The 14,487-nt window shown below is 62.3% G+C and carries 11 protein-coding genes and 2 pseudogenes; 4 read left to right on the top strand and 9 right to left on the bottom strand.

Annotated elements, in window-relative coordinates:
- The first annotated feature begins 343 nt into the window (after positions 1 to 343).
- The gene (gene treY / locus QN219_RS15130) at positions 344 to 2,968 is read left to right on the top strand and encodes a malto-oligosyltrehalose synthase (RefSeq protein WP_284000531.1); all 2,625 of its coding nucleotides are present in this window, start codon (positions 344 to 346) and stop codon (positions 2,966 to 2,968) included.
- A gap of 11 nt (positions 2,969 to 2,979) precedes the next feature.
- On the opposite strand, the gene QN219_RS15135 is transcribed toward treY, so the two are convergent.
- Both QN219_RS15135 and QN219_RS15140 read right to left on the bottom strand, forming a co-directional pair.
- Complete coding sequence (locus tag QN219_RS15135) at positions 2,980 to 3,201, bottom strand: zinc-binding dehydrogenase (RefSeq protein WP_284000532.1); 222 nt, start codon at positions 3,199 to 3,201, stop codon at positions 2,980 to 2,982.
- Between the two features lie 88 nt (positions 3,202 to 3,289).
- Positions 3,290 to 3,904 (bottom strand): annotated as a pseudogene (locus QN219_RS15140) (zinc-binding alcohol dehydrogenase family protein); the annotation flags it as partial.
- Between QN219_RS15140 and QN219_RS15145 the strand changes: the two are divergent.
- Positions 3,827 to 4,096: pseudogene (locus QN219_RS15145) on the top strand (winged helix-turn-helix transcriptional regulator); the annotation flags it as partial. The pseudogenes QN219_RS15140 and QN219_RS15145 overlap by 78 nt on opposite strands.
- Before the next feature lie 6 nt (positions 4,097 to 4,102).
- Here the strand turns inward: QN219_RS15145 and xdhC are convergent.
- Genes xdhC through uraH form a run of 4 tightly spaced genes read right to left on the bottom strand, consistent with a single transcriptional unit; the run spans position 4,103 to position 9,233 of the window.
- Positions 4,103 to 4,957 carry a xanthine dehydrogenase accessory protein XdhC gene (xdhC, locus tag QN219_RS15150; RefSeq protein WP_284000593.1) on the bottom strand — a complete coding sequence of 285 codons (855 nt, stop codon included), beginning with the start codon at positions 4,955 to 4,957 and terminating at the stop codon, positions 4,103 to 4,105.
- 58 nt (positions 4,958 to 5,015) lie between these two features.
- Complete coding sequence (gene xdhB, locus QN219_RS15155) at positions 5,016 to 7,361, bottom strand: xanthine dehydrogenase molybdopterin binding subunit (RefSeq protein ID WP_284000533.1); 2,346 nt, start codon at positions 7,359 to 7,361, stop codon at positions 5,016 to 5,018.
- Between the two features lie 3 nt (positions 7,362 to 7,364).
- Positions 7,365 to 8,855 (bottom strand): xanthine dehydrogenase small subunit, encoded by a 1,491-nt coding sequence (xdhA, locus tag QN219_RS15160; protein ID WP_284000534.1) that lies wholly within the window; start codon positions 8,853 to 8,855, stop codon positions 7,365 to 7,367.
- 6 nt (positions 8,856 to 8,861) lie between these two features.
- A complete protein-coding gene (uraH, locus tag QN219_RS15165) occupies positions 8,862 to 9,233 on the bottom strand; it encodes a hydroxyisourate hydrolase (RefSeq protein ID WP_284000535.1) in 372 nt (123 codons plus the stop codon).
- Between the two features lie 169 nt (positions 9,234 to 9,402).
- Between uraH and puuE the strand changes: the two genes are divergently transcribed.
- Together puuE and QN219_RS15175 are read left to right on the top strand one after the other, a co-directional pair.
- The gene (gene puuE, locus QN219_RS15170; protein WP_284000536.1) at positions 9,403 to 10,836 is read left to right on the top strand and encodes an allantoinase PuuE; all 1,434 of its coding nucleotides are present in this window, start codon (positions 9,403 to 9,405) and stop codon (positions 10,834 to 10,836) included.
- A gap of 49 nt (positions 10,837 to 10,885) precedes the next feature.
- Positions 10,886 to 11,371, top strand: coding sequence for an ureidoglycolate lyase (locus QN219_RS15175; protein ID WP_284000537.1), 486 nt, complete (start codon positions 10,886 to 10,888; stop codon positions 11,369 to 11,371).
- Positions 11,372 to 11,456: 85 nt separating this feature from the next.
- Here QN219_RS15175 and QN219_RS15180 read toward each other — a convergent pair whose 3' ends face one another.
- The 3 genes from QN219_RS15180 to QN219_RS15190 all read right to left on the bottom strand — a co-directional run.
- Positions 11,457 to 13,085 carry an ABC transporter ATP-binding protein gene (locus QN219_RS15180; protein WP_284000538.1) on the bottom strand — a complete coding sequence of 543 codons (1,629 nt, stop codon included), beginning with the start codon at positions 13,083 to 13,085 and terminating at the stop codon, positions 11,457 to 11,459.
- A complete protein-coding gene (locus tag QN219_RS15185) occupies positions 13,078 to 14,004 on the bottom strand; it encodes an ABC transporter permease (protein ID WP_284000539.1) in 927 nt (308 codons plus the stop codon). Before QN219_RS15185 ends, QN219_RS15180 begins: the two co-directional genes overlap by 8 nt.
- An 11-nt stretch (positions 14,005 to 14,015) precedes the next feature.
- Positions 14,016 to 14,487, bottom strand: a 472-nt coding sequence (locus QN219_RS15190) for an ABC transporter permease (protein WP_284000540.1), incomplete at its 5' end; no start/stop codon positions are given.

Below are 14,487 nucleotides of genomic sequence, written 5' to 3' on the forward strand. Positions count from 1 at the left end.
AAAGTATTGAACGACACGGCAATATGGAAAAAATCCGCAGCTGACAATTTAACACCAAGTGAAACAAGGAAATACTTCCCCGAATGGGCTAGTTTATGCTTATGCGAACCGCTGTGAATCTAACAATTTCGGCTTAGGCAAGCGGCTCCGCGGGGAGTCCGGCAGCGTATCGTCGGCGCCGGAGCAGTTCCAAGAAAAGCAGACTTCCAGACCAAGCTTCGCATCCGGCGAGGGGTGGCTGTCACAGACCCATTTCAGGTGGAAACCCTGTTCCTGTCGCATGGCCGCGGAACAAAGGGCGATGAGTAGTGTTGGATCTTTCCAGGATTAAATCAGCCGCGCCATGCAACCGCCCAAAGCAACCTATCGCCTACAATTTCGAAACGGGATGGATTTCGCAAAGGCCGTGGAATTGGTCCCGCATCTCGTCCGGCTCGGCATATCCCATCTTTACGCCTCGCCATTATTTTCGGCGGTGCGTGGCTCGACGCATGGCTACGATGTCGTCGATTTTAACGAGATCGACCCGGCTCTCGGCGGTCGGGAGGGATTTTTGCGGCTGGTCAGCCAACTCAAAGCCGAAGGACTCGGGATCATTCTCGACATCGTTCCGAACCACATGGCCGCCAGTCTCGAGAATACGTGGTGGCACAGTGTCATCGAATCGGGCCGCTCCAGCGCATATGCCGGTTATTTCGACATCGACTGGCGGGAGCCTCTCACCCTGCCTTTCCTGGGACGGTCTTTTGAGGAAGAGCTCACCGCCGACAACGTGCGGCTCGCACTCGATCGCAACCGCAATTGTCTGGCACTCAAATATTATGATGCGCTGTATCCACTCAACCCAGCTACCTATCCGCTAATTCTCAAGGATGCGAACCCGGCTCTCGAAGGGATTGCCGCAGTTGCCGGAGCGGCGGAGCCCAAGGGCACCGCGGATCTTCATTCCGAAGTCTCGTCGGCGTTGGAGACGCCACAGGTTGCCGCCGAGCTGGACGAACTTCTCGAACGGCTCTCCGCCGACAAGCCGTACCTGCTGCAGCTGCATCAAATGCAGCACTGGCGCCTCACAAGCTGGAAAACCGCGCGAGACCATTGGAGCTATCGCCGGTTCTTCGAGGTAGCCGGTCTCGTCGGTATGCGCGTCGAAAATCCGTCGGTTTTCGCGGACACCCATCGACTGACTCTGGATCTGATCAAGCATGGCCTGGTTGACGGATTACGGGTCGATCACATCGACGGTCTTGCCGATCCCGAAGCCTACCTTCATCGCTTGCGCCAACACGTCGGCAACAGCACCTACGTCGTCGTCGAGAAAATATTGGAGGAGAATGAAACGCTGCCGCAGGAATGGCCGGTTGAGGGGAGCACGGGCTACGAGTTCATTTCGGTGCTGGCGGAACTCCTGACCAACGAGCACCCCTCTTCCGGGCTTTTGAGCGGAACGCGAAGGTCGGAGGTGAAAAAAGCGGTCCTCGAATGCAAGCTGCAAGTGTTGAGCCATAATTTCAGCGCCGAGGTCACGCGGCTCGCCAGCCTTGCCGCCCGCCTCGGGAACGATGACGGTTCACCGAACGGCACCGACGGCTGCGCCGAAGCAATTCGCCAGCTGATGGCAGCGCTGCATGTCTACCGGACCTATGTCAGCGACCGCGGAGCAACCGAGCGCGACAATCGAATCCTCGACGAAATTGAGTTGAAAGCGGTGGTCGCCGCCCCAACGGCCGAGACCGAAATAGCCCTTGCCATTGCCGCACTGAAGGGCGGCTTGGTGAACCGGGAATTGCAATCCGAGTTTCGTACGCGTTTTCAGCAACTAAGTGGCGCCGTCACGGCCAAGGCGGTCGAGGATACCTTCTTCTACAGAAGGACCGATTATCTCGCTGCAAATGAAGTGGGGGCCGCTCCATCCTGGAGACCGGGCGGCGTGGACCGCTTTCATGAGATGATGCGAGATCGGGCACGCGAAATGCCGAACGGCCTCTCGACAACGTCCACACATGACACCAAGCGTGGTGAGGATGCACGCGCCCGTCTCTATACGATCAGCGAAGCACCGGATGCCTGGGCCACCTCGGTTGCACACTGGCACGATATGAATGCGGAACGGATCCGCCATCTCCAAAGCGGCGACGCGCCGGAAGCCTCCGTGGAGCAGTTCCTCTACCAGAGCTTGCTCGGTATCTGGCCAATCGAGCCTCTTTTCAACAAGCAGGAGCTTTCCACTCTGCGCGAGCGCATCGGCGGCTTTGCCGTAAAGGCGCTCCGGGAAGCAAAGCTGAAGACGACCTGGGAGTGCCCCGACGAGGACTACGAGATGGCGGTGACGGCGTTTCTCTCTAACCTCCTCGATTTGCGGAACCGACCATTTCTCGAGAGCTTCGGGAATACGGCCAGGCCTTTCATTCAGGCCGGCTTGATAAACAGCCTCTCGCAAACCCTGGTAAAACTGACCGCGCCGGGAGTTCCGGATATTTATCAAGGCAGCGAGCGTCTCAACCTCAGCCTCGTCGACCCCGATAATCGCCGGCCTTTTTCGCCGCGGCCCTCACCCTCCACGCTCCCGCGGACGCCGACTACGGGCGACTTTGAAGACTGCAAGCAATCGCTGATCGGAACATGCCTGAACTATCGCCGAAACAGAGGCGCGGACCTGTTGATGAAAGGCGGGTATCTGCCCTTGCATCTGCGAGGCCTGGGCTCCCGCCATGCTGCTGCATTCATGCGCCACACCGAAGATGACTTTTCGATCACGGTGGTCCCGCGACTCGTCTTCCGCCATACCGATGGGAACAGGCTGTCCATCCTTCCCGGCCTATGGCAGGACACCTATCTGGCATGGCCCGATGGCCACGCGCCCGCGCGATTGCGGAACCTTTTCACGGGGGACATCGTCGAGCCTCAGCGCCACCTTCCGATCGCAGACGTCCTCCGCGGCTTCGCCGTCGCGTTCCTGGTTCCGGAGTGATTGGAGCGGACTTAGGTGACCAGTACGATCTTCCCGGTCGTTCGGCGCCTTTCAAGCACGCGGTGGGCGTCTACGGCCCGCGCGAGCGGAAAGCGCCCGCCGTCGATTACCCTGAGCGCTCCCTTTTCGGGCCGATTGAAGAGATCGGCGAGATCGGTTTTCAAGCCGGCGGCTGTCAGGAGAGGAAGCAGGGCGAACCCGCGCAAGGACTGGTTTTTGCGAAAACATCGCATCCATCTCGCCCGAGCCGAGATCGAACCGACCCAGCGCCCCGAAAACCAGTTCGCCCCCAGGCGCCAGCAGAGTGAGCGCCGCTTTCGTGAACGGGCCGCCAATCAAATCGTAGATGATGTCGATGCCTCTGCCGTTCAGCATTTCCTTAAGAACCGCTGGCCAGTTTGGCCGCGAGTAGTCGACGCCGATGTCGGCGCCGAGAGAGTGCGCCAATTGCAGCTTCGCTTCAGAGCCTGCCGTCGCCACGATCGCTCGGGCTCCAGCGCTCTTCGCCAGTTGCATCAGCAGCGAACCGACACCGTCCGCGGCGGCCGTCACCAGGATCGTCTTTCCTGTCGGCGGACTTTGCCGCGTGAGGTGCACGGCCGTGAGGCCTTGGATCATCAGCCCGGTTGCCGTTTCAAACGACACACCGTCAGGAAGCGGCACCAGTGCCGTGGCGTCAATCGTGACATATTCGGCGCAACCGCCGGAGCCGCGACCGAAGGCGAATATGGGAACGGCGACCCGGCTGCCGATGATGGTATCGGAAACCCCGGCGCCCACTGCATCGACAACACCGGCAACCTCGACGCCGGGGATCATCGGCAGTTCCGGCGTTACCGCGTAACGGTCCTGTCGCATCAGCGCTTCGTCCCCGCCGCCAGTCAAAAAGTTCTGATCCAGCAGCTCCGCGAGATGGAGGAGCATGGCCTTGTTCATCGGGAGATCTTTCGCGAAGTTCCGCCACGGGTGGAATATTCGGCGACAGCACTCGGCCTGAGCCTCGAACCCGTACTGCTTGCGCTCTGCGAACGGGGTCAGCGCCACGCGGCGGAGTTGAACGAGCAGGACCGGCTTGCAGATTGCGTCGTCAGGCCTCGATCCGGCGTCAATAGCGAGAGCCCCGGTTGACCTGCCTCACGCCCTAACCGACCGTTTTCGCGACGCGACATCGTCCTTCGGACGATCATGATTCAGGGCAGCCGTCATGATTTCGGCGGCGGCAAGCGCTGCGATGACGGCCGGCCGCTTGTCCTTGACAGTCGTTCCCCCGATCGGACAGACGAGCCCGTCGAATAGCTCCGGACGCTGAATCTCGCGCGAAAGCCAGCTCTTGAACGTGGCACGCTTGGTCTTCGAGCCGATCATGCCGACGTAGCAGGCATCCTCGCGACCGAGTGCTTCTGCGGCGATCAGGAAATCCAGCGCGTGGTCGTGGGTGAGAACGACGAAAGCGCTTCCCGCCGGGGCATCGCGCACGACCGCCTCCGGCATCGCCGTGAGGCAGGTCTCGATCCCGGGCACATCGACGACCGAAAGCTCCTGCTCGCGCGTATCGACGAGGATGGTTCGAACCGGGATAAACGAGAGCGCCATGGCGAGCGCATCGCCGACATGGCCGGCGCCGAAGACATAGACATGCGGCCTCCGGGCGATCTCGCGATCGCTGCGCTCGATCAGTGCCGCGCGGGTTTCCTTGTCGACCGGTTTGAAGGCGAGCGCGACGCGACCGCCACAGCATTGGCCGATCTCGGGGCCGAGCGGGATCGTCAACTCATGATCCGCGCTCGCTCCCTGGAGGAGCTTCCGCGCGTGATCGATCGCCATATATTCCAGCTGGCCGCCGCCGATCGTGGCGAAGGTACGGTCCTTCGAGACGAGCATCCAGGCATCCGTGTCACGGGGCGTCGAGCCGGCGGCGACAGCCACCTCGACGAGAATTGAGGCCGCTTCTCGGTTCAGGAAAGCCCGGATATCCTCTCTGCTCGCCAGCATGCTCGTGATTCCTGTTTCCGCGCATGACCCGGCCGGCCATGCGCCACATTCAATGCTACCGCGTTGTCTCCGTTGCTGCGTTCCCGCGCAGCCGCTCGATCGCCATCAGCACGCGCTCGGGCGTCGCCGGAGCGTCGATGCGCGGCGGAATACGATATCCCGCAACGCTCGCCGCTGCCATGGATATAGCTTCGAGAACGGAAATGCCCAACATGAAGGGCGGTTCCCCGACCGCTTTGGAGCGGCGGATCGTCTCCTCTCGGTTGACCGACCATTCCGCCAGACGCACGTTGAAGACACGCGGCCGGTCGGAGGCGAGCGGGATCTTGTAGGTCGACGGCGCATGCGTACGCAGTCGCCCCTTGGCATCCCACCAGAGTTCTTCCGTCGTCAGCCAGCCCATGCCCTGGACGAAGGCGCCCTCGACCTGGCCGAGATCGAGCGCCGGATTGAGCGACTTGCCGACGTCGTGGATGATGTCGGTACGATCGACCTGGTATTCGCCGGTCAGCGTGTCGATGCTGACTTCCGAGCAGGAAGCGCCGTAGGCGTAGTAGTAGAACGGGCGGCCGCGGCCCTCAGAGCGGTTCCAGTGGATCTTCGGCGTCTTGTAGAAGCCGGCGGCGGAAAGCTGAACGCGCGCCGTGTAGGCCGTCTTGATGAATTCCGGGAAGGAAACACGCTCGCTGCCGATTCGCACCATATTGGGTTCGAAAGCGACATCCGCTTCGCTGACGCCATAGCGTTCCGCCGCAAAGCTGATGAGTCTTGCCTTGATCTGCTGGGCCGCATTGGCGGCCGCCATGCCGTTCAGATCCGAACCGGAGGAGGCGGCCGTTGCCGACGTGTTCGGCACCTTGCCGGTGGAGGTCGCGGTCACCTTGACCCGATCGAGATCGACCTGAAACTCGTCGGCCACGACCTGGGCGACCTTGGTGTAAAGCCCCTGCCCCATCTCCGTGCCGCCGTGGTTCAGGTGGATCGAGCCATCGGTGTAGACATGGACCAGAGCGCCGGCCTGATTGTATTCCGTCTTCGTAAAGGAGATGCCGAACTTCACCGGTGTCAGCGCGATGCCGCGCTTGATCACATGGTTCTCGCGGTTGAAGGTGATAACGGCCTCACGCCGGGCGGCATAGTCCGCCGACACTTCGAGTTCCTCGATGATCCGCCCGATGATGTTGTCTTCCACCGTCTGATGATAGGGCGTCAGGTTGCGCCCGTCGCCGCCGTAAAAATTGAGCTTGCGGATCTCGAGCGGATCCTTGCCGAGCGTGTAGGCGATATCCTCGATCATCCGCTCGCCGCCGACCATGCCCTGCGGACCGCCGAAACCACGGAAGGCGGTGTTCGACACGGTGTTGGTCTTCATCGGCCGCGAGCGCAGCCGGACGTTCGGATAGAAATAGCAGTTGTCGGCGTGGAAGAGCGCGCGGTCGGTCACAGGCCCCGAAAGATCGGCCGAGAAGCCGCAGCGCGCGGCAAAGACCGCGTCCACCGCCTCGATCCGGCCCTCATCGTCGAAGCCGATCTTGTAGTCGACGTGGAAGTCGTGGCGCTTGCCGGTCGCGGTCATGTCGTCGTCCCGGTCGGGGCGGATCTTGACGGCACGGCGGTACTTTCGGGCCGCCATGGCTGCGACCGCCGCGAAGAGGTTCGCCTGCGTCTCCTTGCCGCCGAACCCGCCGCCCATGCGCCGGACATTGACGGTCACCGCATTGGAAGGCACGCCGAGCACCTGGGCGACCATATGTTGCGTCTCGCTCGGATGCTGGGTCGAGGCATAGACGGTCACCTCGTCGTCCTCGCCGGGGATCGCGAAGGAAATATGGCCCTCCAGGTAGAAGTGATCCTGGCCGCCGATCCGCATCTCGCCCTGAACGACGTTCTTTGCCTTGGCGAAGCCGGCATCGATGTCGCCGCGTTCGAGCTTGAGCGGATCGATCACCAGCGGATAGTTCGCTGCCGCAGCCTCCTTGACGTCGGTGACATGCGGCAGGTCGCGATAGTCGATCTTGGCCTTCGCCGCCGCCCGCCGCGCGGCATCCCGTGATGTCGCGATCACGGCGAAGATCGGCTGGCCGTGAAACTCGACTTTGCCCGTCGCGAAAACCGGATCGTCGTGCTTGTGTGCGGGGCTGATATCGTTTTCGCCAGGAATGTCGTCCGCCGTCAGAATGCCGACGACGCCGGCGCTGGCGGTGACTTCAGCAAAATCGATCGACAGGATCTCCGCGTGCGCCCGGGCGGACAGGCCGAGATAGGCGTGCAAGGTCCCGGCAGGCTCGGGAATATCGTCGATGTATTCGGCCGTGCCCGAGACATGCTTGTGGCCGGATTCGTGCTTTTCCTTCTCGTGAACGCCTCCGCGGATGCGGTCTATGGGCTGCATCACATTCATGGCTCAAACTCCCTGTACCGCGACGGCGACAGCGCGATCGAGCCGGACGCGTCCGGCCTCCTGCGTTTCCAGATAAAAGCGACGAAGCAGGTTCTTCGCCACGAGCATGCGGTATTCCGCCGAGGCGCGCCAATCGGTCAAAGGCGTAAAGTCCTCGGCAAATGCGGCCATCGCCGTTTCGATTGTCGCTTCGTTCCAGTCCGCACCTTCAAGCACCGCCTCCACATTCGAGGCGCGCTTCGGAATGCCCGCCATTCCTCCAAAGGCAACCGTCGCATCGGCAATCTTGCCCCGCCCGTCGAGCGTCACGCGAAAGGCACCGCAGACGGCGGAAATGTCTTCGTCGATCCGCTTGGTGACTTTGTAGACCGCAAAGCGGACCGCCTCCTCGAGGCAAGGGATACGTATAGTTTCAACGAACTCGCCGGGTTCGCGGTCCTGTTTTCCATATTCGATGAAGAAGGCTTCGAGCGGCAGGGTCCGACGCCGTGCCCCCTTGCGCAGCGTCACCAATGCGCCAAGCGCGATCAGCGCCGGCGGCGTATCGCCGATCGGCGAACCATTGGCGATGTTGCCGCCGACTGTGCCCATGTTGCGCACCTGCCGGCCGCCGATCCGGTCCCAGAGTTCCCGCATCTGCGGGAAGTGCTCCACGATCACTGGATAGGCTTCGGTGTAGCTTACTCCGGCCCCGAGCGTGATGCCGTCGCGATCGACGGAGATCCGGCGCAAGTCTTCGAGAAGGGAGATGTGTACCACCGGCGCGATGTCGCGCATGAACTTCGTCACCCAAAGACCAACATCGGTCGAGCCGGCGACGATCGTTGCCTTCGGATTGGATTCGAATATCGCGGCAAAATCGTCCACCGAAGCGGGCAGCACGAAACGTTCGGCCTCCTCGCCGATCACGACGCGGCGGCCATCCTGAAGCGCGGCAAGCTGCGTGGCGATATTTTCGCGCTCGACGACGAGCGGATCCTTTCCGACCTCACCGATCGACGAGATCACCTCCGCCGCGCGAATGATCGCCGCATAGCCGGTACAGCGACAGAGATTGCCCTGCAGTGCCTTTTCGATCTCCTGAACGCTCGGCTTCGGATTTTCCATCCAGAGGCCGTAGAGCGACATGACGAAGCCCGGCGTGCAGAAGCCGCACTGCGAGGCGTGCGTGTCGACCATCGCCTGCTGCACCGGGTGAAGCGGGCCGTTCGGCTGAGCCAGAGCATCGACGGTGACGACATGACAGCCGTCGAGTGAGCCGACGAAGCGGATGCAGGCGTTGATGGATTCGTATTTCAATCGACCGCCGAGAAGCCGGCCGACGAGCACGGTGCAGGCGCCGCAGTCGCCCTCCGCACAGCCTTCCTTGGTTCCGCGCAGGTTTCGGTCGATGCGCAGGAAATCGAGGAGCGTCTGGACGGGCGAAACATCGGCGAGTTCGACCAAGCGGTCGTTCAGCAGGAAGCGGATCGTGTTGCGGATTTCAGTCGCCATAGCCGATCAGCTCCCGCGGTAGGTCGAGTAGCCATAGGGCGAAAGCAGCAGCGGCACGTGATAGTGCGCCGCTTCGTCGGCGATCCCGAAGCGGATCGGAATGACGTCGAGGAAGGGATTGGCGCCGCGTCCCCCGGCTGGGCCGAGATATTCGCCGGCGTGAAAACGCAGCTCGTAGCTGCCGCTTTCCATGCGCTCGCCGGCGAGTAGCGGCTGGTCACAGCGGCCATCGTCGTTGGTTCTCGTGGAGACGAGATGCTCCGCCCGCTCGCCGTCGAACCGGTAGAGTTCGATGCGCAAGTTGCTGGCCGGTTTGCCGCTTGCCGTGTCCAGCACATGGGTCGTCAGGCGACCGGCGTTTCCACCTTGAGATTGCATGCGTTTCGCTCCTCCCGAAGTCAGCTTTCCATTGCACAGTATCCGGAGGAGGGATGACTTTGGATAGCGGCCTCAGCCTTCGAGACTTTCAAATTTTTTGGGGGGAATGAGAACGCGGCTTTCTCGCTAGGAATTGTGCTGAGAGACAAAGTCTGGAGGAGCCGCATTCATGAGATACCCCCGCGATCTTCACGGCCATGGCCCAAATCCCCATGCCGTCTGGCCGGACGGAGCGCGGATCGCCGTCCAGTTCGTGATCAATTACGAGGAGGGCGGCGAAAACTGCGTGCTGCACGGTGATGCGGCATCGGAGGCCTTCCTTTCGGAAATCGTCGGCGCACAAGCCTGGCCGGGCCAGCGCCACTGGAACATGGAGTCGATCTACGAATATGGCGCGCGCGCCGGCTTCTGGCGCCTGCACCGCCTGTTCACGGATCGCGATGTGTCCGGCACCGTCTATGGCGTGGCAACGGCGCTCAAGCGATCACCCGCCCAGGTCGCCGCGATGCAGGAGGCCGGCTGGGAAATCGCCTCGCACGGGCTGAAATGGATCGAGCACAAGGATTTCAGCATCGAAAGGGAGCGGGCCGAAATCGCCGAGGCGATCCGTCTCCACACGATCGTCACCGGTGAACGGCCGCGCGGCTGGTACACCGGCCGTTGCTCGGAAAACACGCTTGATCTGGTGACCGAGGCCGGCGGCTTCGACTATGTCTCCGATTCCTATGCCGACGACCTTCCCTACTGGCATGAGCACGACGGCAAGCATCAGCTCGTCATCCCCTACACGCTCGACGCCAACGACATGCGCTTCGCGACGGCGCAGGGGTTCAACAGCGGCGATCAGTTCTTCAGCTATCTGAAGGACAGCTTCGACGTTCTCTACGCCGAGGGTGCTGCCGGCTCGCCGAAAATGATGAGCATCGGCCTCCACTGCCGCCTCGCCGGCCGGCCGGGAAGGATCGCCGCGCTCGCCCACTTCCTCGATTATGTGAAGGGGCATGAGAAGGTGTGGCTTGCCCGCCGCATCGATATTGCCCGCCACTGGGCGAAGACACACCCCTTCGAAGCCGACAACGGCCGTCCCTCCCGCCTTTCCGAAGAAGACTTCATTGCCCGTTTCGGGGGTGTTTTCGAACATTCAAAGTGGATCGCCAAGCGTGCCTTTGCCGGCGAACTTTCGCCTGCCAACGACACGGCGATCGGCCTGCACGCGGCCCTTGTCCACGCCTTTCGCAGTGCCAGGGACGAGGAGCGGCTGGCGGTTCTCAACGCGCACCCGGATCTGGCCGGCAAGCTCGCCCAGGCAAAGCGCCTGACCGAGAGTTCGACCAACGAGCAGGCCTCCGCCGGTCTCGATGCGCTGACGGACGGAGAGCACGAGCGGTTCACGACCCTCAACAACGCCTATGTCGAAAAGTTCGGCTTTCCTTTCATCATGGCGGTCAAGGGACGGCGCAAGGACGAGATCCTCGCCGCCTTCGAAAACCGGATCGGCAGCGACCGTGAGACAGAGTTCAACACCGCGTGTCGCCAGGTGGAAAGGATCGCGCTCCTCCGCCTGCAGGACATGCTGCCAACTGAGGGAATGCCATGCCGATAAGGCGGCGTCAGCCGTCCGCGCGTCTTTGGGCGGATCGTGGAGCTACTAGATGAAGGAAATCGCCATCCAGCCGCTGACCCGCGAGGCCTTTGCCCCGTTCGGCGATGTCATCGAGACGGAAAACGCCCACAGCTTTCCGATCAATGGCGGAAAGTGCGTGCGCTATCACGATCTCGCCAGGATCGAAACCACGGGCGAAAAAGCCCGCCCGATGATCAGCATCGTGCGCGGCGAGCCTTACGCCCTGCCCCTGACATTGACAATGATGGAGCGCCACCCGCTCGGCAGCCAGGCCTTCATCCCACTCGGCCGCAATCCTTTCCTGGTCGTGGTTTCCGAAGAGACGGCCGGTGGACCCGGCGAACCGCGCGCCTTCCTGACGGCGCCCGGCCAGGGGGTGAATATAGCCCGCAATGTCTGGCACGGTATCCTGACGCCGCTGGAGGCCGTTTCCGATTTCGCGGTGATCGATCGCGGCGGAGAAGGCGTCAATCTGGAGGAACATCTCTTCGAGGAACCGTTCCTCCTGCGATAGCGCGCCGCGCCGATTCCGAGAACGAGCGCGGGCCGATCTCGGCCCTCGCCCGCATTCGTCGGGCGTGCAATCGGCCGTCCCGCGCTCAGCCCGTTTCGAGGCCGGCACGAATCTTGGGCATGCGCCGCGCTGCTTGAACGCGCGGGTCCGGGTCGAGGCCGGCGTCCAGCAGGCGCCGCGTATAGTCGCGCTGCGGGCTCTCGAAGATCTGCCTGACCGTGCCGACTTCTACGCATTCGCCGGACTGCATCACCATCACATGATCAGCGAAATCGCGCACCACCGGCAGGTCATGAGCGATGAAGATGAAGGCGATGCCCAGTTCGCGCCGGAGTTTGTCGAGCAGCGCTATCACCTGTGCCTGGATCGACACGTCAAGTGCGGAGACTGCCTCGTCGCAAACGATGAGTTCGGGCCGAAGCGCCAGCGCGCGGGCGATCGCGATCCTCTGGCGCTGGCCGCCGGAGAACTGGTGCGGATAGCGTTCGGCGTGGGCGGGCGAGAGGCCAACCTGCGTCAGCAGTTCCTCCACGCGTGCGCGCCACTGCGGCTTCGGCAGGATCTCGGGATGGATGGCCCAGGCCTCGGATATCAGCTGGTAGACCGTCATGCGCGGATTGAGGGACTGCGTCGGGTCCTGAAACACCATCTGCATCTGGCGCCGGAGCTGGTAGAGCTCCTTGGCCGGCATTTTCAGAAGGTCCCGGCCTTTCCAATAGGCGTGGCCGGAGTCCGCCTCGTCGAGCCGCAACAGGGCGCGCGCCAGGGTTGATTTTCCCGATCCGCTTTCGCCGACGACGGCCATCGTCTCGCCCGGCTGCAGCGTGAAGGACACGCCTTTCAAAGCTCTGAAGGAGCCATAGGATTTGCAGAGGTTTTCGACCTTCAGAAGCGGCTCGCCGGTGGCATTCGGTTCGTGCATCTCGCCCCGGCCGGGAGCGGCCGAAATCAGCTTGCGCGTGTAGAGATGCTTGGGATTGTGATAGACCTCGTCCGGCGTCCCGATCTCCACGATCTCGCCGGAATTCATCACGACCACGCGGTCGGCAATGTCGGCGACGACTCCGAGGTCGTGGGTGATCAACAGCAGACCGAGGCCGGTTTCCTTCTGCAGTTCGCCGAGGAGGGCAAGTACTTCGGCCTGCACCGTTACATCGAGCGCAGTCGTCGGCTCGTCCGCAATCACGATGTCGGGTTTGAGCGCAAGCGCCATGGCGATCATCAGACGCTGCCGCTGGCCGCCGGAAAACTGATGCGGATATTTGCGCATCGCCGCTTCCGGCGCGGGAATACCGACGCGCTTCAGAAGATCGAGTGCCCGCGAGCGCGCCACCTCGGCGGGCATTCCATGAATGCGCATCACCTCGATGATCTGCCAACCGACGGTGAAAACAGGATTCAGATGACTGAGCGGGTCCTGGAAGATCATTGCGATCCGCTTGCCGTTGATCGAGCGGCGCTCATCGTCGGACATGGCGAGCAGGTCCCTACCGGCGAAGATGACCTCGCCGCTGGTGATCTCGCCCGGCGGCATGTCGATCAGGTTCATGATCGCGGAGGCGGAGACGGACTTGCCCGAGCCGCTTTCACCGAGGATCGCCAGCGTCTCGCCGCGATCGAGGTGCCAGCTTATGTTGCGCACCGCATGCACCGTGCCGCCGGCCGTGTGGAACTGAACGGACAGGTTTCGAACTTCAAGCAGATGCTCAGCCATTCTTGCGGCCTCCGATTTCGAGCCTCCAGCGCTGCGCCGGATCGAGGGCGACACGCATCCAGTTGGAAAGGAGATTGAGCGACAGCGTCGTGAGAATGATCGCCAGACCCGGCCAGAACGCCAACCACCAGGCGTTGGTGAGGTATTGCTTGCCTTGTGCGACCATCAGGCCCCAGGTCACTTCGGGCGGCTGAATGCCGATGCCGAGGAAGGAGAGCGAGGACTCGGCCAGCATGACGAAGGCAAAGTCCAGCGTCGCAATGGTGACGAGCGTGGGGACGACCATGGGCAGGATATGGCGGAACACGATCCGCAGGGACGACGCCCCCATGACCTTTGCCGCCTGTACGAACATGCGCTGGCGAATCTCGAGCACCTCGGCGCGGGTCGTGCGCAGGTAGACCGGGATGCGCGTCACGGCGAGAACGATCACGATATTGCTGACAGACGGCGCCAGCATGTAGAGCACGATTACCGCCAGAAGCAGCGACGGGAAGGACATGATCACGTCCGCAAGCCGCATGATCACGTTCGACACCCGTTCGGAAGCGTAACCGGCAACGAGACCGAGCAATGCACCGACGACGCCGGAACAGACGACCGCACCGGCGGCAATCATCAATGTATTCTGCGCGGCGACGACGATACGGGCGAGGAGCGGCCGACCGAGTGCGTCAGCCCCCAGCACAAAGAGCCAGCCTCTGTCGAGCGAAAACGGCGCCAGATTGCGGGCGCGCAGGTTCTGCGCCACCGCCGCTTCGCCGAGCAGCATCGGCCCGAAGATGGCGCAGAGAACCGCAATGACCAGAAAGATGGTCGCAAAGAACGCAAACTTGTCGCGCCACAACATGCCTATGAGCACATGCGCCTTGCCGCGCTGCTTGGCCGGGGTCTGCGTGGATGGCAAAGTACTGGACATGGTCATGGCCTTCAGGTCCTGAGGCGTGGATCAAGCAATGCGTAGGCAATGTCTATCAGCAGGTTCATGACGAAGATCGCAAGCGCGGTGACCATGATCGCCGCAAGGATCACGTTGAAGTCGCGTTGCAGGATGGAATCGATCATCAGCTTGCCGACGCCGGGGAAACCGAAGATCGTCTCGACAACGACGGCGCCGTTAAGCATTGCAGCCGCCTGATCGCCGATGACCGTGATCACCGGCAGCATGGCGTTGCGCAGCGTATGGACGAAAATGATCGAACGGTTCCCGACGCCCTTGGCGCGCGCGGTTTTCACATAGGCGGATCCGAAAGCCGTCAGCATCGAGCCGCGAACGACCTGCAGGATCAAGCCGAATGGCCGGATGAAGAGCACCGCCACCGGCAGGATCCAGTGCCAGACCGTGCCGGTGCCTGACGTCGGGACCCAGCCGAGCGTGATGGAAAAGAGGACGATGCCGACG

Origin of the sequence: Sinorhizobium sp. 8-89 (assembly GCF_030124325.1) — a bacterium.
In the GTDB taxonomy this organism is placed as follows: domain Bacteria; phylum Pseudomonadota; class Alphaproteobacteria; order Rhizobiales; family Rhizobiaceae; genus Sinorhizobium.